Origin of the sequence: Pseudomonas sp. B21-041, from assembly GCF_024748675.1 — a bacterium.
Classification (GTDB): Bacteria; Pseudomonadota; Gammaproteobacteria; order Pseudomonadales; family Pseudomonadaceae; genus Aquipseudomonas; species Aquipseudomonas neuropathica.
Genome location: NZ_CP087175.1, coordinates 1178439 through 1199876, shown reverse-complemented (window position 1 = coordinate 1199876; position 21438 = coordinate 1178439). Strand labels below are relative to the sequence as shown.

The 21438-nt window shown below is 59.5% G+C and carries 15 protein-coding genes; 4 read left to right on the top strand and 11 right to left on the bottom strand.

Features of this window, described 5'->3' with window-relative positions:
- The first annotated feature begins 124 nt into the window (after nt 1-124).
- Nucleotides 125-2638, top strand: coding sequence for a phosphoenolpyruvate--protein phosphotransferase (ptsP, locus tag LOY43_RS05170; protein WP_258709297.1), 2514 nt, complete (start codon nt 125-127; stop codon nt 2636-2638).
- Nucleotides 2639-2661: 23 nt separating this feature from the next.
- Nucleotides 2662-4377 carry an N-acetylglucosamine-specific PTS transporter subunit IIBC gene (nagE, locus tag LOY43_RS05165; RefSeq protein ID WP_258709296.1) on the top strand — a complete coding sequence of 572 codons (1716 nt, stop codon included), beginning with the start codon at nt 2662-2664 and terminating at the stop codon, nt 4375-4377.
- 105 nt (nt 4378-4482) lie between these two features.
- Here nagE and LOY43_RS05160 read toward each other — a convergent pair whose 3' ends face one another.
- Nucleotides 4483-4842, bottom strand: a complete 360-nt coding sequence (locus LOY43_RS05160; RefSeq protein ID WP_258709295.1) for a DUF6124 family protein — start codon at nt 4840-4842, stop codon at nt 4483-4485.
- 798 nt (nt 4843-5640) lie between these two features.
- Between LOY43_RS05160 and LOY43_RS05155 the strand changes: the two genes are divergently transcribed.
- Nucleotides 5641-5871 carry a hypothetical protein gene (locus LOY43_RS05155; RefSeq protein WP_258709294.1) on the top strand — a complete coding sequence of 77 codons (231 nt, stop codon included), beginning with the start codon at nt 5641-5643 and terminating at the stop codon, nt 5869-5871.
- Between the two features lie 565 nt (nt 5872-6436).
- Here the strand turns inward: LOY43_RS05155 and LOY43_RS05150 are convergent.
- Both LOY43_RS05150 and purL read right to left on the bottom strand, forming a co-directional pair.
- A complete protein-coding gene (locus LOY43_RS05150) occupies nt 6437-6748 on the bottom strand; it encodes a YqfO family protein (protein ID WP_016986104.1) in 312 nt (103 codons plus the stop codon).
- A gap of 5 nt (nt 6749-6753) precedes the next feature.
- Nucleotides 6754-10650 (bottom strand): phosphoribosylformylglycinamidine synthase, encoded by a 3897-nt coding sequence (gene purL / locus LOY43_RS05145; RefSeq protein WP_095050949.1) that lies wholly within the window; start codon nt 10648-10650, stop codon nt 6754-6756.
- 285 nt (nt 10651-10935) lie between these two features.
- Here purL and mltF point away from each other — a divergent pair, with 285 nt between their 5' ends.
- A complete protein-coding gene (gene mltF / locus LOY43_RS05140) occupies nt 10936-12396 on the top strand; it encodes a membrane-bound lytic murein transglycosylase MltF (RefSeq protein WP_093436891.1) in 1461 nt (486 codons plus the stop codon).
- Between the two features lie 124 nt (nt 12397-12520).
- Here the strand turns inward: mltF and pdxJ are convergent, their stop codons facing one another.
- The 8 genes from pdxJ to lptF form a co-directional block, all read right to left on the bottom strand.
- Nucleotides 12521-13264, bottom strand: coding sequence for a pyridoxine 5'-phosphate synthase (gene pdxJ, locus LOY43_RS05135; protein WP_095125436.1), 744 nt, complete (start codon nt 13262-13264; stop codon nt 12521-12523).
- A 209-nt stretch (nt 13265-13473) separates the two neighbouring features.
- Nucleotides 13474-14163 (bottom strand): DNA repair protein RecO, encoded by a 690-nt coding sequence (gene recO / locus LOY43_RS05130; protein ID WP_093436899.1) that lies wholly within the window; start codon nt 14161-14163, stop codon nt 13474-13476.
- A 166-nt stretch (nt 14164-14329) separates the two neighbouring features.
- Entirely contained in the window at nt 14330-15232 is a 903-nt protein-coding gene (gene era, locus LOY43_RS05125; RefSeq protein WP_007909024.1) for a GTPase Era, read from the bottom strand.
- The gene (rnc, locus tag LOY43_RS05120; RefSeq protein ID WP_093436904.1) at nt 15225-15914 is read right to left on the bottom strand and encodes a ribonuclease III; all 690 of its coding nucleotides are present in this window, start codon (nt 15912-15914) and stop codon (nt 15225-15227) included. The genes era and rnc overlap by 8 nt, the downstream gene beginning before the upstream one ends.
- A gap of 169 nt (nt 15915-16083) precedes the next feature.
- On the bottom strand, nt 16084-16938 hold the full coding sequence (lepB, locus tag LOY43_RS05115; protein WP_095050950.1) for a signal peptidase I: 855 nt from the start codon (nt 16936-16938) through the stop codon (nt 16084-16086).
- A 5-nt stretch (nt 16939-16943) separates the two neighbouring features.
- A complete protein-coding gene (gene lepA / locus LOY43_RS05110) occupies nt 16944-18743 on the bottom strand; it encodes a translation elongation factor 4 (protein WP_008083639.1) in 1800 nt (599 codons plus the stop codon).
- 173 nt (nt 18744-18916) lie between these two features.
- On the bottom strand, nt 18917-19978 hold the full coding sequence (gene lptG / locus LOY43_RS05105) for an LPS export ABC transporter permease LptG (protein WP_093436914.1): 1062 nt from the start codon (nt 19976-19978) through the stop codon (nt 18917-18919).
- The gene (gene lptF / locus LOY43_RS05100) at nt 19971-21092 is read right to left on the bottom strand and encodes an LPS export ABC transporter permease LptF (RefSeq protein WP_095050952.1); all 1122 of its coding nucleotides are present in this window, start codon (nt 21090-21092) and stop codon (nt 19971-19973) included. Before lptF ends, lptG begins: the two co-directional genes overlap by 8 nt.
- Nucleotides 21093-21438: the final 346 nt, after the last annotated feature.

The following is a 21438-nucleotide window of genomic DNA, read 5'->3' as shown; positions in this document are numbered from 1 at the left end:
TAGGAGCTGCCGAAGGCTGCGATCTTTTGATTTTGATTCACAGAAAGACAAGATCAAAAGATCGCAGCCTTAGGCAGCTCCTACAGGGGACATCGAACCGAGATATAACCGATGAGACCGAGCCATGCACAACAACAATAAAGAGCTGACCCTCAGCGCCCCGCTCAGCGGCCCGGTGCTCACGCTCGCCAAAGTCCCGGACGCGGTGTTCGCCAGCGGCGCCATGGGCGACGGCATTGCTATCGACCCGATCAACGACACGCTGTATTCGCCGTGCGCCGGAATGATCATTCACGTCGCCCGCACCGGCCACGCGCTCACCGTGCGTGCCGACAACGGCGCGGAGATCCTTCTGCATCTGGGCCTCGATACCGTTGAGTTGAACGGCGAAGGCTTCTCGATGCTGGTCAAGGATGGCACCCGCGTCAGCAAGGGTCAGCCGTTGTTGCGCTATGACCTGGACAAGGTCGGCCAGCAATGCAAAAGCCTGGTCAGCCTGTTGATCCTGACCAACAGCCAGGATTTTCAGGTGCGGCCGATTACGCTCAAAGCAGTGAAAGTCGGCGAGCCGTTGCTGCACATTATTGCGCGCAACGGTCTGGCGGCGAGCGCAGCAGTCATCGGCGGGCCTGAGGTTCATGGCCATGTTCTGGTGGCCCATCGCGGTGGTTTGCATGCCCGCCCGGCTGCGCTGATTCGGCAGACTGCGCAAGGGTTCAAGAGCCAGTCGCAACTGCACTTCGCCGGCAAATCGGCGCCGTGCAACAGCCTGATCGGTTTGATGGGCCTGGCCGTTGGCGAGCAGGATGAGGTGCAGGTCAGTTGTCAGGGGCCGGACGCTGAAGCCGCGCTGCAAGCGTTGCTCAGCGCGTTGGCCACGGCGCTGCCGGATGATCATCACGCGGTGGCGCCGGTCAATGTTGCCGCTCTTAAGCGCCCGGCCGAGGCTGGCGTGTTGCACGGTGTATGTGCTGCGCCGGGACTGGTTGGCGGGCCGCTGTTTCGTTTGAACGCGATCAGTTTGCCAGCGGATGCGGGCAATCATGATCCGCTGCAGCAACAGCAGGTGCTCGACACAGCGCTGACTCAGGTCCGCAACGAAATCGACGCCACCCTCATGCAAGCGAAAAAACACAGGAATGCCGACGAAGAAGCGATCTTCGCCGCGCATCTGGCACTGCTCGAAGACCCGGCGCTGCTCGACGCTGCACAGCGATCCATCGAACAAGGTTGTGCGGCAACTCACGCCTGGAGCCAGTCGATCGACGTGCAGTGCGAAATGCTGCAGCAAACCGGCAGCGCGCTGCTGGCCGAACGCGCCAACGATCTGCGTGACCTCAAGCAACGGGTGTTGCGGGCATTGCTCGGCGAAGCCTGGCATTACGATGTGCCGGCCGGCGCCATTGTTGCCACTCATGAACTGACGCCTTCGGATCTGCTGCAACTCAGCGCGCATGGCGTTGCCGGGTTATGCATGGCCGAGGGTGGCGCGACGTCGCATGTGGCGATTCTCGCTCGCGGCAAAGGTCTGCCGTGCATGGTGGCGTTGGGTTCTGCCTTGCTTGATCAGCGACAAGGCCAAGCGGTGGTGCTCGATGCCGACAGTGGACGCCTCGAACTGACGCCAGATGCCGAACGCCTGGCTGAAGTTCAGCAGGCGCAACTCGACCGTCAGCAGCGCCGCGACGCACAGCAAGCCAAGGCTCACCTGCCTGCAGAAACCCGCAACGGCGTGACCATCGAAGTCGTCGCCAACGTTGCCTCCAGCGGTGAAGCGGCAGATGCCTTCGCCAACGGCGCTGATGGCGTTGGTCTGTTGCGCACTGAGTTTTTGTTCGTCGATCGTCAGACCGCGCCGGATGTCGAAGAACAGCGTGCGGCCTATCAAGGCGTACTGGATGCGATGGGCGATCACTCAGTGATCATCCGCACCATCGACGTTGGCGGCGACAAGCAACTCGATTACCTGCCGCTGCCCGTCGAGGCCAACCCGGTGCTCGGCCTGCGCGGCATTCGTCTGGCTCAGGCGCGCCCGGAAATCCTCGACCAGCAACTGCGCGCGCTGCTGCAAGTCAGCCCGCTGCGCCGCTGCCGGATCCTATTGCCGATGGTCACCGAAGTGGATGAGTTGCTGCACATCCGCCAACGCGTCGATGCGCTGTGCCTGGAGATGGGCATCACGCAACGCCCGGAAATCGGCGTGATGATCGAAGTCCCGGCCGCCGCGCTGCAAGCCGAACAACTCGCCGAACACGCCGACTTCCTTTCGATCGGTACCAACGACTTGTCGCAATACACCTTAGCCATGGATCGCGATCACGCAGGCCTGGCCGCCCGCGTCGACGCCCTGCACCCGGCGCTGCTGCGCCTGATCGCCATGACCTGCGAAGGCGCGGCGGTGCACAAGCGTTGGGTCGGCGTCTGCGGCGCCCTCGCCTCCGACCCGCTGGCCACACCCGTTTTGATCGGCCTCGGCGTGAGCGAACTGTCGGTCAGCCCGGTGCAGATCGGTGAAATCAAGGACCGCGTGCGTCAACTGCACGAAGCCGAATGCCAGCGCCTCAGTCGTGACCTGCTCAAGCTGAGCAGCGCCACCGCCGTGCGTCACGCCTGTCATCAACATTGGCCTCTGCGCTAACAAAAACAAAAAGGACAAACGCCATGTACCAACTCTTCATCGAAGGCCTGCAACGCCTCGGCCGCGCGCTGATGCTGCCGATCGCGATCCTGCCGATTGCCGGCCTGCTGCTGCGCCTGGGTGACACCGACCTGCTGAACATCGCGATCATTCACGATGCCGGCCAAGTGATCTTCGCCAACCTGGCGATGATCTTCGCCATCGGCATCGCCGTCGGTTTCGCCAAGGACAACAACGGCACCGCCGGCCTGGCCGGGGTGATCGGTTATCTGGTGATGATCTCCACGCTCAAGGTGCTCGACGCGAGCATCAACATGGGCATGCTCGCCGGTATCGTCAGCGGCCTGATGGCCGGCGCGCTGTACAACCGCTTCAAGGACATCAAGCTGCCGGAGTATCTGGCTTTCTTCGGTGGTCGACGGTTTGTGCCGATTGTCACAGGGTTCGCGGCGGTCGGTTTGGGTGTGGTGTTCGGCTATATCTGGCCGCCGATCCAGCACGGCATCAACGCGTTTGGTGCGCTGATGATGGAAAGCGGCAGTATCGGCGCGTTCGTGTTTGGCGTGTTCAACCGCCTGCTGATCGTCACCGGCCTGCACCATATCCTCAACAACATGGCGTGGTTCGTGTTCGGCAACTTCACCGATCCAACTACCGGGGCTCTGGTGACGGGTGACCTGTCGCGCTACTTCGCCGGTGATCCGAAGGGCGGCCAGTTCATGACCGGCATGTTCCCGATGATGATCTTCGGCCTGCCCGCCGCGTGCCTGGCGATGTATCGCAACGCCCTGCCGGAACGGCGCAAGGTGATGGGCGGGATTTTTCTGTCGATGGCTTTGACGTCGTTTTTGACTGGGGTGACCGAGCCGATTGAATTCGCCTTCATGTTTCTGGCGCCGTTGTTGTATCTGCTGCATGCGCTGCTGACCGGGTTGTCGATGGCGATCACCAATGCGTTGAACATTCACCTCGGCTTCACCTTCTCCGGCGGTTTTATCGACATGGTGCTGGGCTGGGGCCGCTCGACCAATGGCTGGTTGGTGATTCCGGTCGGGCTGGCGTATGCCGTGGTGTATTACGCGGTGTTTGATTTCTGCATTCGTCGCTTCAATCTGAAGACGCCGGGGCGTGAGGATGTCGCTGTCAGTGAAAAAGCCGTACTGACTGAGAACGAGCGCGCCAGTGCCTACATCAAGGCGTTGGGCGGAGCAGAGAACTTGCTCACCGTCGGCGCCTGCACCACGCGGTTGCGACTGGAGATGGTTGATCGCAACAAGGCTTCGGATGCGGATCTGAAAGCGCTGGGGGCGATGGCGGTTGTGCGTCCGGGCAAGGGTGGAAGTTTGCAGGTGGTTGTCGGGCCGATGGCGGACAGTATTGCCGATGAGATTCGTCTGGCGATGCCTTCTCTGGGACGTGCCGTTCTGGTTGAGACATCTGTTGTTGCTGATGAGTCGAAAGCCGCTGTGATTGCCGGCTCCGAAGCGCAGCAATGGCTGACCGCACTGGGCGGTGGCGACAACGTGCTGCAACTGGATTGCATTGCCATGAGCCGGATTCGCTTGCTGTTGGCGGATGGCAAGGCACTGTCCGAGGCGCAGTTGAAGGAGCTGGGTTGTCAGGGTGTCAGCCAGTTGGAGGGTGGGGTCTGGCACTTGTTGGTGGGTGACAAAGCTGCGAGTTTGAGTGGAGCACTTGAAGCGCTGGTCAATCGCAGCGAGGTCAGTGCCAAGGTTTAGAGGTCTGGTGTCTGGATCGGCCTCATCGCTAGCAGGCTAGCTCCCACAAGAGAATACATTTCACTGTGGGAGCCAGCCTGCTGGCGATGAACGATGACGCGGACGTCAGGTTTGTGGGTCGACTCGATCCAGCGCTCGGTTTACCGCCAGTTCGGCAAGCATGACGATTTGCTGGATGCCTAATACGGTGCTGCGCTGAGAACCGTTTAGCTCATTGGCGAAGTTGCTGGCGGCGGTGCTTGCCGAGGCTAACGATTCGCAGGCGTGGGCGAGCAGGCTTTCGGTGTCGACCTCTGGGCGGACCATGAACATGGTGCTCGGTCGGCAGGGCTTTGCGGGGTCGGGGCACAGATAGAAGTCGAGGGCGCGTTTGATGGCTTCGCGGTTTCGGGCCTGGTCTTCGGCGCGGAGGGCTTCTTCGAGTGGGGTTTTGGTTTCGGGTGGATCGGGTACGGGCTTAGTCATTGCAATGATCTCTAATCAATGATTGAGCCATCACTGGTCGTTTCTCACGCGACGAAGAGGTGGCAGCTATGTGCGGAGTGAGAAACCGGTAAGAGATCAACCCGGCCGAACCGAAGTCCGCCCGCACACAGCCGCCATAGAACATCACCAGCAGCAAATGAGCTGGCGGCGATTATGGTGCTACTGACGTTTGATTAAAACCTCTTACCGGGTTCTCACGCCCGATCACCGATTTGCGGTGACAGCCAAAGACTAGAGACCCGACGTCCGACGGACAACCTGAAAACCTTGTGGGAAGGTTCTGGCTATTCGACACATCATTAAACAGCCAAAAGCAAACCCTCACCCTAGCCCTCTCCCAGAGGGAGAGGGGATTGACCGAGGTGTTTGGTGGATGTACGCCGACGTGAAATACCGAGTCGAATTCATATCCTGAAAAGCCCATAAATCCCTCACTCTCCCCTAGCCGAACTCAGTTTCGCCCCCCACAAATCGGCCCCCTCTCTCCGAACCAAACTCAGGCTTGAATAGCACACAAATCGACTCCCTCTCCCTCGGGAGAGGGCTGGGCGGGCGGCGTTCCGATGAGGGGCGAATCCAGCACAAAACCCAAGTCGATCACACACCGCTCAAACAGGATGAGCGCCAGCTCGGCTGCCCCCCACATTGCTGGCACTGTCAACTGTCAGGTCTGACAGTTGACCGCCTCGATCGACCTTATTACGTTGACTGAATCAGGCAGTTTTCATGTCGTAGCCTCGATAACCCGAAGCTCAACTAAAAAAGGATGGCTGCGACATGGCAAAGAAAATGACGGACGCAGAACAACTGGAGCATCTGAAAAAAACCTTCAGAGATCTTGATGAAAATACAGACGGAATTCTGACTTTCGAAGAGTTCGCCAACGGTGCCAAAGGCTTTGAAAAAACCATGAGAACTTGGGTATGGGATGAATACAACAAAGACCGGAACAGCGAACTAACCCTGGAAGAGTACCTGGCCAGCCAAAAAAAGAAGCCCGCCGAATAGTTTCGTCACCTCCAGGCCGCCATCGCTGGCAAGCCAGCTCCCACATGGATTGAGTTCACCGTTAGATATTCGTATCGCTTCGGCTCTTCACCACTCAACAGGATGAGCGTTAGCTCGGCTGCTGCTCTTGATCTTGATCCACAGGCCCCGTCGGCAGGCTGAGTGGAGGGATTTATCCGGGGGTGGGAGCGCAGCGACCGTTTGGCGCAGCCAAATGCATCGAGAGGAGGTGCAGCGAAGCAAACCGTAGGCGATGCGCCCGGATGGATCCCGGAGCGAAGGAACCCCGAGCTTTAGCGAGTGGGCCGAACGTTGGGGCAAGCGTTTTTGGTTACTTTTTAGGCATTTGTAAAAAGTGACCCGCCGTAAGGGCGGAACCCTAAGAAGCCGTTACCGCAGCAACGGATATGTACCCGGTCAGCCAGAACATCATTACCTGATCCGACGCCTTCGCGAGCAAGCTCGCTCCCACATTGGATTCCCATTGCCTGGAAAATCGGGGGGCAACAAAAAACCCGCAGACAATCACTCATCTGCGGGTTTCCCGTTTCAGCAGCAAGAAAAGTCAGAAATCTTCCAGCCGCCACACCTCATACGCCGGTGTCTCGTAGGGATGGCTCAACTTGAGAGCCGCCACCACAGCAACGATCAACTCATCCGCCACCACAAGCTCAACCTTCCACTCCTCAACCCGCTCAACCCGCCCCGCCTCGCCCATGAACGGCTGACTGCCGTCCAACGGTCGAAACTGGCCCAGACCGAGCACCTGCCAAGCACAGTGGTCATAGTCACCGATCCGCCCACCACCGGCAGCGAACACAGCCCCTTTGACCACCTCGACATGACTGTCAGGAACAAAAAAGGCGAGCTTGTACACAGGCCTTAGTTAACCCAGACGCGCGCGTTACGGAACATACGCATCCAAGGTGCATCCTCGTTCCAGTCTTCCGAACGCCACGAGTTCTGCACCGCGCGGAACACACGCTCCGGGTGCGGCATCATGATCGTCACACGGCCATCACGGCTGGTGAGACCGGTAATCCCGCGCGGCGAACCGTTCGGGTTGGCCGGATAACGCTCAGTGACCTTGCCATGGTTGTCGACGAAACGCATCGCCACGCAACCGGACAGATCGGCTTCCAGCAGGGCTTCTTCGCTGGAGAACTCGGCGTGACCTTCACCGTGAGCAATGGCGATCGGCATACGCGAACCGGCCATGCCTTGCAGGAAGATCGAGTTCGACTCCTGAACCTGAACCATCGCGACACGCGCTTCGAACTGCTCGGAGCGGTTGCGCACGAAGTGCGGCCAGAATTCGCTGCCCGGAATCAGCTCGTGCAGGTTGGACATCATCTGGCAACCGTTGCACACGCCGAGGGTGAAGCTGTCGTTACGCTCGAAGAAGCCCTGGAACGCATCGCGGGCGCGGCTGTTGAACAGTGCCGACTTGGCCCAGCCTTCACCGGCGCCGAGAACGTCGCCGTAGGAGAAACCACCGCAGGCCACCAGACCTTTGAACTCGTTCAGGTCGACACGGCCGGCCAGAATATCGCTCATGTGCACGTCGATCGCGTTGAAACCGGCGCGGTCGAACGCGGCGGCCATTTCCACCTGACCGTTGACGCCCTGCTCACGCAGCACGGCAACCTGAGGGCGGATGCCTTTCTTGATGTAAGGCGCGGCGATGTCCTGGTTGACGTCGTAGCTGAGCTTGACGCTCAGGCCCGGGTTGTCTTCTTCCAGCAGCACGTCGAACTCTTGCTCAGCGCAGTCGGCGTTATCACGCAGACGCTGGATCTGGTAGCTGGTCTCGGCCCACTGACGTTGCAGCAGACGACGCTGACCTTCGAACACGGTGTCACCGTTGAAGGTGATGTTGATCTGGCCATTGTTGATCGGTTGACCGATCACCGACACGCAGTCGCCCAGACCGGCCGCGCTGAATTGCGCGAGGATATCTGGCGTGGCGTCCTGACGAACCTGGATCACGGCACCCAGCTCTTCGTTGAACAGGATCGCAGCGATTTCCGCCGAAGACTCGGCAACGCTGTCCAGGTTCAGGCTCAGACCGCAGTGGCCGGCGAAGGCCATTTCCACCACGGAGGTCAGCAGACCACCGTCGGAACGGTCGTGGTAAGCCAGCAGGTGACCGTCGGCGTTGAGGCCCTGGATCACTGCGAAGAAGGCTTTCAGGTCTTCGGCGTCATCGACATCCGGCGCATGTTTGCCGAGCTTGCCGTGAACCTGAGCAAGGATCGAAGCACCCATACGGTTCTGACCGCGACCGAGGTCGATCAGGATCAGGTCGGTGGTGCCCTTGTCCATGCGCAGTTCCGGAGTCAGGGTCTGACGGATGTCAGCCACTGGCGCGAAACCGGTCACGATCAGCGACATCGGCGAGGTCACGGTTTTTTCTTCGCCGTTATCGTTCCAGCGGGTGGCCATGGACATCGAGTCCTTGCCCACCGGAATGGTGATGCCCAGCTCAGGGCACAGTTCCATACCGACCGCTTTCACAGTGTCGTACAGACGCGCGTCTTCGCCCGGGTGGCCGGCAGCCGACATCCAGTTCGCCGACAGTTTGATGTCGGAGAGCTTGTTGATGCGCGAAGCAGCGATGTTGGTCAGGGTTTCGCCAATGGCCATGCGGCCCGACGCCGGAGCGTCCAGCAGTGCCAGCGGAGTCCGCTCGCCCATTGCCATCGCTTCACCGGTGTAGACGTCAAAACTGGTGGCGGTGACAGCAACGTCGGCCACCGGAACCTGCCATGGGCCAACCATTTGGTCACGGGCCACGAGGCCGGTGATGGTGCGGTCGCCGATGGTGATCAGGAAGCTTTTGCTCGCCACGGCCGGGTGATGCAGAACGCGCTCGATGGACTCGGTGATGTCGAGGTTCGACGGATCGAAGTCATCGCCCAATTCGGCTTCACGAACTACCGAACGGTGCATGCGCGGGGCTTTGCCCAGCAACACTTCCAGTGGCATGTCCACCGGGTTGTTACCGAAGTGGCTGTCGGTCACGGTCAGTTGCGGCTCGGCAGTGGCTTCGCCGACTACAGCAAACGGGCAACGCTCACGTTCACAGATCGCCTGGAAGCGCTCGAAGTCCTCAGGGCCTACCGCCAGAACGTAACGTTCCTGGGATTCGTTGGACCAGATTTCGTGCGGGGCCATGCCCGGCTCGTCGTTGGGAATGTTGCGCAGTTCGAAACGGCCACCGCGGTCGCCGTCGTTGACCAGTTCCGGGAAGGCGTTGGACAGACCGCCCGCGCCGACGTCGTGGATGAAGCTGATCGGGTTTTTGTCGCCCAGTTGCCAGCAACGGTCGATGACTTCCTGGCAGCGACGCTCCATTTCAGGGTTTTCACGCTGCACGGAAGCGAAGTCGAGATCCGCCGAGCTGGTGCCAGTGGCCATCGAGGAAGCAGCGCCGCCGCCCAGACCGATCAACATCGCCGGGCCGCCGAGCACGATCAGCTTGGAGCCAACGACGATCTCGCCTTTCTTGACGTGTTCTTCACGGATGTTGCCCATGCCGCCGGCCAACATGATCGGCTTGTGGTAACCGCGAACTTCGTCACCGTGCGGGGTGGTGATCGATTGTTCGAAGGTACGGAAGTAGCCGGTCAGGGCCGGACGACCGAATTCGTTGTTGAACGCAGCGCCGCCGAGCGGGCCTTCGATCATGATGTCCAGCGCGGTAACAATGCGCTCAGGCTTGCCGTACGGCACTTCCCACGGCTGTTCGAAGCCCGGAATCTGCAGGTTCGACACGGTGAAACCGGTCAGGCCAGCTTTTGGCTTGGCGCCACGGCCGGTTGCACCTTCGTCGCGGATCTCGCCACCGGAACCGGTCGATGCACCCGGGAACGGGGCAATTGCGGTCGGGTGGTTGTGGGTTTCAACCTTCATCAGGATGTGCACCGGCTCCTGCACCGCGCCGTACTGGCGGGTTTCAGGATTCGGGAAGAAACGGCCGGCAACGTTGCCGACGATCACCGAGGCGTTGTCCTTATAAGCCGACAGAACGCCTTCGCTGTGCATCACGTAGGTGTTCTTGATCATGCCGAACAGGCTTTTTTCCTGGTTCTCACCATCAATATCCCAACTGGCGTTGAAGATTTTGTGGCGGCAGTGCTCGGAGTTGGCCTGGGCGAACATCATCAGTTCGATGTCGTGCGGGTTGCGCTTGAGACCGTTGAAGGCATTGACCAGGTAATCGATCTCGTCTTCAGCCAGAGCCAGGCCCAGCTCGGTGTTGGCTTTTTCCAGCGCAGCGCGACCACCACCGAGGATGTCGATTGCAGTCAGCGGCTTCGGCTCGGCGTGGCTGAACAGACCGGCGGCCTGCTCGAGGTTGGCCAGCACGATCTGGGTCATGCGGTCATGCAGCACGTCGGCAATCTGCTGCGCTTCGGCTTCGCTGAACTGACCGGCAACGTAGAAGGCGATACCGCGTTCCAGACGCTGGATCTTGCTCAGGCCGCAGTTGCGGGCGATATCGCTGGCCTTGCTCGACCATGGCGAGATGGTGCCGAAACGCGGCAACACCAGAAACAGACGGCCGGTCGGCTCTTGTACCGGAACGCTTGGACCGTACTTCAGAAGGCGCGCAAGCACCTGCTGTTCGTCGCCGGTCAGGACGCCGGTGACTTCGGCGAAGTGAGCGAATTCAGCATACAAGCCACTGACAGCCGGAACCTTCTGGCTCAGTTGCTCAAGGAGTTTGCTGTGGCGAAAGGCAGAAAGGGCAGGAGCGCCGCGCAGGATCAACATCTTCGGGACAGCCTCGGGAAGGGGTGTGCTTTGAGGCCGTGCATTCTAGCCTAAACCGCCCTCAACATCACCCGAAACGCTACGCACGGTTGCACTCGGGTATCAATCTGTGTTTCCGACTTCAGAGTCAGGTAAATCAGCTATTCAGATGCCGCTTATTTTTACTGTAACAAAATGCCGTCAAGCCCCGTTCCTGCGGGGTTTCGTGCAGTTTTGTGATTGCTAGCAGACTCGCCCTGCACTGTCGAGATATGGCGCCCGCAGCCGTTTGCGTATACTGCGCAGATGTTTTTCCCAACGGCTTTGCGTCCGCGGTACGCCAAATGGCTGATCGCAACCGGACTCTTCCTGATGCTCGGTGGCTGTGTTGATAAACCCAACACACTCGAGCGCGTAAAGGAGGATGGTGTGCTGCGGGTGATTACCCGTAACAGCCCCGCCACCTACTTTCAGGATCGCAGCGGTGAAACCGGCTTCGAATACGAGCTGGTGAAGCGCTTCGCCGACGATTTGGGCGTAGAGCTGAAGATCGAGACCGCCGACAACCTCGATGACTTGTTCGATCAGATCGGCAAGCCGAACGGCCCGGTGCTGGCCGCCGCCGGTCTGGTCAGCAGCGAACAGCGCAAGCAGCAGGTGCGGTTCTCGCACTCCTACCTTGAAGTCACCCCGCAGATCATCTATCGCAACGGCCAGTCACGGCCGACCGATCCTGGCGATCTGGTCGGCAAGAAGATCATGGTGCTCAAGGGCAGCACCCACGCCGAGCAACTGGCGGAGCTGAAAAAGAAATTCCCCGGCATCGAATACGAAGAGTCCGACGCGGTTGAAGTGGTCGATCTGCTGCGCATGGTCGATGAAGGCCAGATCGACCTGACCCTGGTCGATTCCAACGAAGTGGCGATGAATCAGGTGTATTTCACCAATATTCGCGTGGCCTTCGACCTCGGCGATGCACGCAGCCAGAGCTGGGCCGTGGGCCCGGGCGAAGACAACAGCCTGCTCAACGAAATCAACGCGTATCTGGACAAAGTGCAGAAGAACGGCACCCTGCAACGCTTGAAGGATCGCTATTACGGCCACGTCGATGTTCTCGGCTATATGGGTGCCACGACTTTCGCCCAGCACTTGCAGCAGCGCCTGCCGAAATACGAACAGCACTTCAAGAACTACGCGAAGAAAGAGAAAGTCGACTGGCGTCTGCTGGCGGCCATTGGTTATCAGGAATCGCTGTGGCAGCCGACGGTTACCTCGAAGACCGGCGTGCGCGGGCTGATGATGCTGACCCAGAACACGGCACAGGCAATGGGCGTGTCCAACCGCCTCGATCCGAAGCAGAGCATCATGGGCGGCGCCAAGTACCTGGCTTATATGAAGGACCAACTCGACGATTCGATCAAGGAGCCGGACCGCACGTGGTTCGCCCTCGCGGCCTACAACGTCGGCAGTGGCCACCTGGATGACGCGCGTAAGCTAACGGCCAAGGAAGGGCTGAACCCGGACAAATGGCTGGACGTGAAGAAAATCCTGCCGCGCCTGTCGCAGAAACAGTGGTACAGCAAGACGCGTTATGGCTACGCCCGAGGCGGCGAGCCGGTGCACTTTGTGGCGAACATTCGTCGCTACTACGACATTTTGACTTGGGTGACCCAACCGCAACTTGAAGGCGATCAAGTGGCTGAGGGCAATCTGCATGTGCCGGGCATCGATAAGTCAAAACCCGCACAAGAACCTGCCCCTCTCTAACAGACCCTGGAACCAAATGTGGGAGCGAGCCTGCTCGCGAAGGCGTCGTGTCAGTCGATATCATGCTTGACTGATACACCGCTTTCGCGAGCAGGCTCGCTCCCACAGTTGTTACGCGGTGATCTTATTGCTTGGCAGCCGCCAGAATCAGCGCTTTCATTTCAGACACAGCAGACTTGAACCCGACGAACAACGCATGCGCCACCAGCGCATGGCCGATGTTCAGTTCGTTGATGCCTTTGATGGCCGCTACGGCTTCAACGTTGTGGTAGTGCAAGCCGTGACCCGCGTTAACGATCAGGCCTTGGGCCAGACCAAACGCCACGCCATCGGCGACACGCTTGAGCTCTTCAGCCACTTCGGTCGGGGTTTCGGCATCGGCGTAACGGCCGGTGTGCAGTTCGATGGCCGGCGCACCGACACGCTTCGACGCTGCAATCTGGCGCTCGTCGGCATCGATGAACAGCGACACTTCGCTGCCGATCTTCGACAGACGTTCAACCGCTGCCTTGATGCGCTCCTCCTGTCCTGCCACATCCAGACCGCCTTCGGTGGTCAGCTCCTGACGGGTTTCCGGGACGAGGCAGATGTGCGCCGGACGAATGCGTTCGGCAAACGCCATCATTTCTTCGGTGACGCCCATTTCGAAGTTCATGCGGGTTTGCAGCACATCCTTGAGCAGCAAGACATCGCGCTCCTGAATGTGCCGACGGTCTTCACGCAGGTGCACTGTAATGCCATCGGCACCCGCCTCTTCCGCGTCCAGCGCCGCCTTGACCGGATCCGGGTAGCGCGTGCCACGAGCCTGACGCAGGGTGGCGACGTGGTCGATGTTCACGCCAAGAAGAATGCGATTGCTGGTGGTCACGGATGCGCGCTCCTGAAGAAAAAGATTCGGCGCACAGCATACACGGTGAAGGGTCTGTTTACGTCTGGGCGCGGCGGCAACGGGATGCTGGCTGAGTGCAGGGCAAGGCGCGAGGAACGAAGTTTGGTTGCGCCAAATGAGTTCCGGGCAACGCGGCCCTGCGCGCAGCCAGCGCCCCGTTGCCGCCGCGTCCAGACGTAAACAGACCCTTAGGGCTTGCGAAACAGCTCGCGACTGACGAGAGGGCGACCGCCCAGGTGAACAGCCAGTGCCTGACGCATCAAGCGCTTGGCGGCGGAGAGCGCGCCGGGGGCGGTCCAGTCGGCTTCGGCCATGGCCAGTAATTCGACGCCGTTGAACAGGCCGGGTTGCAGCAGGAAGACCCGCTCAAGACCGGCATCCACTTGCAGACGATAAAGACCATCCGGCGCAACAGGTTCGCCATGGACATCGGTATTCAACGAAAAGCCGTAACCGAGATCGTCCAGCAGCCGCCATTCAAAGGAGCGCAGCAACGGCTCCAGCGGACGACCTTCAGCCAATGCCAGCAAGGTCGCGGCGTAGTGATCGAAGACACCCGGGTGCGGGTCTTCGGCAGGCAGCAGGCGAATCAGCAATTCATTCAGATAGAGACCGCTGAACAGCGCTTCACCGTTGAGCCACGCCGAGGTGCCAGAGCTCTCCATGCGCCCGACGTTCTTCAGCTCGCCCTTGCCACGAAACTCGACTTCCAGCGCCACGAACGGCCGCGCCAATGTCCCGGCCTTGCCCCGCGCACTGCGCAACACCGCCCGCAGCCGACCTTGCGGCGTGAGGAAGTCCACCAACGCACTGGTTTCGCGGTAGGCGCGAGAATGCAGGACATAGGCGGGTTGGGCCGGAGGCGGGTTTTGCGACATTGGGTTCTCGATGAAGAAACGCAGTTTTACACACAACCCAAAACCACTGTGGGAGCGAGCCTGCTCGCGAAAGCGGAGTGACAGTCAACATCAAGGCTGAATGTTACATCCTCTTCGCGAGCAGGCTCGCTCCCACAGTGGGTATCGGTGTTCTCTGGATCGGTGATTACAGGTCGCCGTAACCCAGCGAACGCAGCGCACGCTCGTCATCGGACCAGCCGCCCTTCACCTTGACCCACAGGTTGAGCATGATCTTGGAGTCGAACAGCAGCTCCATGTCCTTGCGCGCTTCGGTGCCGATGCGTTTGATACGCTCGCCCTTGTCGCCAATGATGATCTTCTTCTGGCCGTCGCGCTCAACGAGGATCAAAGCATGAATGTGCAGGGTCTTGCCCTGCTGCTTGAACTCTTCGATTTCGACGGTGATCTGGTAAGGCAGCTCAGCGCCCATCTGGCGCATGATTTTCTCGCGTACCAGTTCGGCGGCAAGGAACCGGCTGCTGCGGTCGGTGATCTGGTCTTCCGGGAAGAAGTGATCGTTCTCCGGCAGATGATCAGCGATAACCTTTTCCAGCGCGTCGAGGTTGTGCCCGTGCTGCGCGGAGATCGGGATGATCTGCGCGTTCGGCAACTGCTCCTGCAACCAGCTCAGGTGCGGCATCAGCTCGGCTTTGTCTTCGATGCGGTCGGTCTTGTTCAGCGCAACGATCAATGGGCCGGTAACGTACTGCACACGCTCGAGAACCATCTGGTCTTCGTCGGTCCACTTGGTCCGATCGACTACGAAGATCACCACGTCGACGTCTTTCAACGCTGCCGAAGCGGTTTTGTTCATGTAACGGTTCAGGGCCTTTTCGCCACCCTTGTGCATACCAGGGGTATCGACGTAGATCGCCTGCACGTCACCTTCGGTTTTGATACCGAGCATGTTGTGGCGAGTGGTCTGCGGCTTGCGCGAGGTAATGGCGAGCTTTTGGCCAAGGATGTGGTTCAGCAGCGTCGACTTACCGACGTTGGGACGGCCGACGATGGCAACATAGCCACAGCGAGTTGCGTTTGTATCAGTCATTGCCATTCTCCACGCCCAGGGCAATCAGTGCTGCGGCGGCCGCTACCTGTTCGGCAATACGACGGCTTACACCCTGACCTCGGCTTTTTTCATTCAGTAAGACAACTTCGCACTCGACGAAGAAGGTTCGGCAGTGCGGCTCGCCCTGGATATCCACCACTTCGTAGCGTGGCAGTTCACAACCGCGCGATTGCAGGTGTTCCTGCAGGCGGGTCTTCGGATCCTTGTTGGTATCGACCAGCGTCAGGCCTTCGAATTCGCCAGCCAGCCAGGCCAGCACGCGCTCGCGCGCCATATCCATGCCGGCGTCAAGGTAGATCGCGCCGATCAAGGCTTCGAGGGCATCGGCCAGAATCGATTCGCGACGGAAACCGCCGCTTTTCAACTCACCGGAACCCAGTCGCAGGTAATCGCCAAGGTCGAAACCGCGAGCCAGTACGGCCAGCGTCTCACCTTTTACCAGGCGTGCGCGCAAACGCGATAACTGGCCTTCGCGTGCCAGCGGGAAGCGATCGAACAGTGCCTCGCCGGCGACAAAATTGAGGATGGCATCGCCGAGGAATTCCAGGCGTTCGTTGTTGCGCCCGGCAAAACTTCGGTGCGTCAGGGCCAGCAGCATAAGCTCCTGATCCTTGAAGGTGTAACCGAGCTGGCGCTCGAGACGGCTTAGAGAAACGCTCACGGTTTACCCACGCTGAGTTCGTGGCTGGATTCCACTGCCATCGCCGGGATGCGGCGCAGGCCTGGGACAATTAACGCTGTGTTCAAAAATTAAATCCTGGCGATTGCGAAGCCGATTGTGCCGGCTCCAGAAATGCATTCGGCGCTGTGGTCAACAGCGCCGTGTGTAATTACTTGATCAGGCCAACCCGCGAAAAATTCGGCAGGTGACTGAGTTTTGATTCCGGCCAGCTCATCCAGACCGCGAAGGCCTTGCCGACGATATTCTGGTCTGGAACCATGCCCAGCAGATCCTTGGGAATGTTCGGATCATCCCAGTAGCGACTGTCGTTCGAGTTGTCGCGGTTGTCGCCCATCATGAAGTAGTGCCCGGCCGGCACGGTCCAAGTATGGTCCGGCGTGGCGCGGTAACGGCTCATTTCCTTGCGGATCAGGTGTTCGGCAGCGCCGAGCTTTTCTTTGTAGAACTCGGCGCTGCCGAGCATGCCCGGCTCCGGGCCGACCAACTGTTCGGCCACCGACTCGCCATTGATGAACAGACGCTTGTCGGCGGTGTAACGCACCGTATCGCCCGGCAGGCCGACTACACGCTTGATGTAATTGACGCTCGGATCACTTGGATAGCGGAACACCATCACGTCACCGCGCTGCGGATCACCCACTTCGATGATTTTCTTGTCGATCACCGGCAGACGGATCCCGTAAGAAAATTTGTTCACCAGAATGAAGTCGCCGACGTCCAGGGTGGGTTTCATCGAGCCCGAAGGGATCTGAAACGGTTCCACGAGGAACGAGCGCAGCACCAGCACGATGAACAACACCGGGAAGAACGACTTGCCGTATTCGACCAGCAGCGGCTCTTTGTTCAGTTTTTCAACGACCACTACATCAGGCTGGCTGACACTGCCTTGATAGGAGGCAATGGCAGCACGCCGACGCGGCGCCAGGATCAACAGATCAAGCAACGCCAACAGGCCGCAGACGAACACGGCGATGACCAGCAACAGCGGGAAATTTAGTGACATAGGACCTAACTATCCAACCTGAGCACTGCGAGGAAGGCTTCTTGTGGAATTTCCACGTTGCCGACCTGCTTCATGCGTTTCTTACCGGCCTTTTGCTTCTCGAGCAGTTTCTTCTTACGGCTGACGTCACCGCCGTAGCATTTGGCCAATACGTTCTTTCTGAGCGCCTTGACGGTTGTCCGGGCAACGATCTGACCACCGATGGCGGCCTGAATGGCTACGTCGAACATCTGACGAGGAATCAGTTCTTTCATCTTCTCGGTCAACTGGCGACCTTTGTAGTGCGAGTTGTCACGGTGCACGATCAACGCCAGGGCATCGACCTTGTCGCCGTTGATCAGCACGTCCAGCTTCACCAGATTAGCCGATTGGTAACGGTCGAAATGGTAATCCAGCGAAGCATAGCCGCGACTGGTGGATTTGAGACGGTCGAAGAAGTCCAGGACCACTTCGTTCATCGGCAGGTCGTAGGTGACCTGCACCTGATTGCCGAGGAACAGCATGTCGACTTGAACGCCACGCTTCTCGATGCACAGGGTGATGACGTTGCCCAAGTGTTCCTGCGGCACCAGAATGTTGGCCCGCACGATCGGCTCGCGCATGTCTTCGATCGACGACACATCCGGTAGCTTGGATGGGTTGTCGACGTAAATCGTTTCACCGGTTTTCAGCACCAGCTCGAAAATTACCGTTGGCGCAGTGGTAATCAGGTCCAGGTCGTACTCGCGTTCGAGGCGCTCCTGGATGATTTCCATGTGCAACATGCCAAGGAAGCCGCAACGGAAGCCGAAGCCCAGTGCGTCGGAGCTTTCCGGGGTGTACTGCAACGACGAGTCGTTGAGGGTCAGCTTCTGCAGCGCTTCGCGGAAGTCCTCGAAGTCGTCGGAACTGACCGGGAACAGACCGGCGTAAACCTGTGGCTGGATGCGTTTGAAGCCGGGCAGCACTTCAACATCCGGGGTCGAGGCCAGGGTCAGGGTGTCACCGACCGGTGCACCGTGAATGTCCTTGATGCTAGCGATGATGAAGCCCACTTCGCCGGCTTTCAAATCAGTGGTGGCGGTGTGTTTCGGGTTGAACACGCCCACGCTGTCGACCAGATGGATCTTGCCGGTGGACTTGACGAGGATCTTGTCGCCCTTCTTCACGCGGCCATGACGTACACGCACCAGGGAAACAACGCCCAGGTAGTTGTCGAACCAGGAGTCGATGATCAACGCTTGCAGCGGATCTTCAATGTTGCCGGTCGGCGCAGGAATGGTGTGCACCAGACGCTCGAGGACTTCGTCGACACCCAGGCCGGTCTTGGCGCTGCAGGTGACGGCGTCGGTGGCATCGATGCCGATGATCTTCTCGATTTCGTCTTTTACGCGATCAGGATCGGCCTGCGGCAGGTCGATCTTGTTCAGCACCGGCATGACCTCAAGGCCCTGCTCGATCGCGGTGTAGCAGTTGGCTACGGACTGAGCTTCAACGCCCTGACCGGCATCGACCACCAGCAAGGCACCCTCACACGCAGCCAGGGAACGGCTGACTTCGTAGGTGAAGTCGACGTGGCCCGGAGTGTCGATGAAGTTCAGCTGGTACTTGATGCCGTCTTTGGCGGTGTAATAGAGGGTAACGCTGTGGGCCTTGATGGTGATCCCGCGTTCACGCTCCAGATCCATGGAATCCAGTACTTGGGCTTCCATTTCACGCTCGGCCAGGCCGCCGCACATCTGGATGAAGCGATCGGCCAGCGTCGACTTGCCATGGTCAATGTGGGCGATGATGGAGAAATTGCGGATATGACTCAAATCACTCACGGATCAACACTCAAAAAGGCTGCAGGCATAGCCCGCCGAAAAATAGCCGGGAATTGTACCTGATACACGGCGCAAGCGTCACGTTCGCCTGTCACCCGGATTGCATGCAAAAACGCCCCGATCTGTCGACCGAGGCGTTTTCGAGGTTTAAAGCACAGGTCAATCGCCTGTCATCAACCGGCTCTTCGCAGCAGCCAGACACCCGCCAGCGCACAGACCCCGGCCGGCACCAGCACCGCAAACAGCGGCGAGAAACCGAACACCAGGCTCGACGGGCCGAGCAAATCCTGGACGATACGGAAAGTGAAGCCCACCAGCACGCCGGTAAACACCCGCTGACCGAGGGTTACCGAGCGCAGCGGACCGAAAATGAAGGAGATCGCCATAAGCACCAGTGCTGCGGTCACCAGCGGCTGCAACACCTTGACCCAAAATGCCAGCCAGTAGCGGCCGTTGCTCAGGCCCTGCTCGGACAGATAGTGGATGTAGCCCCACAAACCACTGATCGACAGCGATTCCGGTGCCATGACCACGGTGCTGAGCAATTGCGGGCTCAACGCCACGTCCCATTGCTCGCTCGGGGTATTGACGACTTCGGTGCTGCGTTCATGGAACAGCGTGGTGGCAACGTCGGTGAGTTGCCACTTATTGCCGTCGAACTCGGCTTTCTTGGCGAAACTCGAACTCAGCAGGTGACGCTCTTTGTCGAAGTGATAACGGGTCACGCCATACAGCAGGCCGTTGGGTTGCACGGCGTTGATGTGGATGAACTCTTCACCCTGACGGTGCCACATACCGTGCTTGGCGCTTTGCGCGTCGCCGCTGCCTTGCGCCAGCGAGCGATTGGCCTGGGCCATGCTTTCGGTCGCAGGAGCAACGTACTCGCCGATCAGTACGCCGGCCAGCATCAGCACCAGCATTGGTTTCATTACAGCCCAGACGATACGGCCGATGGACACACCAGCGGCGCGCATGACCGTCAGCTCACTGCTGCTGGCCAGACTGCCGAGGCCGATCAGGCAGCCGATCAGTGCGGCCATTGGCAACATTTCGTAGAGACGGCGTGGCGCGGTCAGCAATACGAAGCTGAGGACATCGACGAGGGTGTAGGTGTCGCTGACGTCGCCCATCTCATCGATGAAGGCAAACAAGGTCGCCAGACCAAGAATGATTGCCAGCACGGCGATGATCGCCATGAACACGCTGCTGCCGATGTAACGGTCGAGTTTAACCACGGGCCACCTCCAGCGCTGCAGCGCGACGGCTGGCCATCTTCAGACGCAGCGGCTCCCAATAGAGCAAACCGAGACCGATGAACAGGAAGATCGCATGCACCCACCACAGGCCCAGGGCTGGCGGGATCTTGCCTTTTTCAAGGGCGCCGCGGGCGGCAATCAGAATGGTCAGGTAAGCCATATAAAGAAGAATCGCCGGCAGCAGCTTGAGGAAACGCCCTTGGCGCGGATTGACTCGCGACAGCGGCACCGCCATCAGGGTCACGATAAACACCAGCAGCGGCAGGGACAAACGCCATTGCAGTTCGGTTTTGGAGCGGATGTCATCGCTGCCCAGCAGAGACGAGGTCGGCATGGCGTCACGGTCGGTGACTTCTTCGCTGACATCCGGCTTGGGCAGCAGCACACCGTAGGTTTCGTAATGAATAGCGCGGTAATCGGCCTGACCCGGACTGCCGTCGTAGCGGTAGCCGTTATCGAGGATCAGGTAGCGGTTGCCGTCGGGACGCACTTCCTGGCGACCGCTTTCGGCCACCAGCACGGAAATCCCGCGATCCTTTTGATCGGCACCGAGGTTCTTTTGCGAAATGAATACGCTGCCCAGATTGACGCGATCGTCGCTCAAGGTCTCGGTATAGGTGACCCGAGTGCCATCACGCAGGGCCTGAAAGCGACCCGGCTCGAGGGTGTCGAATTCGGTCAGGGCGTCCTGCTTGTTCAGCAGCAACTGGAACTGGTTAGCGCCTTGCGGGGCCAGGCCCAGACTCAGCCACGCGACGACCAGCGCGACCAGGGTCGCCGGGAACAAGGTCATGCGAAACAGCTTCTGCTGGCTCATGCCGGTGGCCGAAAGCACAGTCATCTCGCTTTCCAGGTACAGGCGACCGTACGCCAGCAGGATCCCGAGGAACAGGCCCAGCGGCAGAATCAGTTGCAGGAACCCCGGCAGACGAAAGCCCATGATCAGGAACAGCGAGCCCGGATCGAGCTGGCCAGCAGCGGCCTGAGCGAGGTATTTGATGAAGCGACCGCTCATGATGATGACCAGCAGCACGGCACTCACGGCGCTGAGGGTCAACAGGACTTCGCGGGACAGATAACGGAAGACGATCAAACCAGACACTCCAGGGTTGTCAGGCTAAGGCGGCCAAACAAGCAAACACATCGACCGGCCCGCAACGCAGAGCCGTCGAAAAAAGATGCGGCATTATCCTGTGATTGAGGGCGCCTGTCACTGCGCACACTCATCCATGTCTGTAATCCTTTGCAGATCGTACAACCTAGGGGGCTTTCTCAATTAGTTTTCACACCGCGCCGGGTCTGCTGTTGTGCTGGGCAAGGCGCGAGAAGCGTGGTTTGGTCATTCCAAATAAGCTTCGAGCAACGCAGCCCTGCACAACAGCAGGCCCGGCCCTTCGGGTTGTGCCTTAAAGCCGGCCAGTCTGCGTTGCAGGCCTTGG

Excerpts from the sequence above, each read along its gene's own strand:
- ptsP (WP_258709297.1), top strand. The coding sequence starts at position 125 with ATGCACAACAACAATAAAGAGCTGACCCTCAGCGCCCCGCTCAGCGGC.
- nagE (WP_258709296.1), top strand. The coding sequence starts at position 2,662 with ATGTACCAACTCTTCATCGAAGGCCTGCAACGCCTCGGCCGCGCGCTG.
- LOY43_RS05160 (WP_258709295.1), bottom strand. The coding sequence starts at position 4,842 with ATGACTAAGCCCGTACCCGATCCACCCGAAACCAAAACCCCACTCGAA.
- LOY43_RS05155 (WP_258709294.1), top strand. The coding sequence starts at position 5,641 with ATGGCAAAGAAAATGACGGACGCAGAACAACTGGAGCATCTGAAAAAA.
- purL (WP_095050949.1), bottom strand. The coding sequence starts at position 10,650 with ATGTTGATCCTGCGCGGCGCTCCTGCCCTTTCTGCCTTTCGCCACAGC.
- mltF (WP_093436891.1), top strand. The coding sequence starts at position 10,936 with ATGTTTTTCCCAACGGCTTTGCGTCCGCGGTACGCCAAATGGCTGATC.
- recO (WP_093436899.1), bottom strand. The coding sequence starts at position 14,163 with ATGTCGCAAAACCCGCCTCCGGCCCAACCCGCCTATGTCCTGCATTCT.
- era (WP_007909024.1), bottom strand. The coding sequence starts at position 15,232 with ATGACTGATACAAACGCAACTCGCTGTGGCTATGTTGCCATCGTCGGC.
- lepB (WP_095050950.1), bottom strand. The coding sequence starts at position 16,938 with ATGTCACTAAATTTCCCGCTGTTGCTGGTCATCGCCGTGTTCGTCTGC.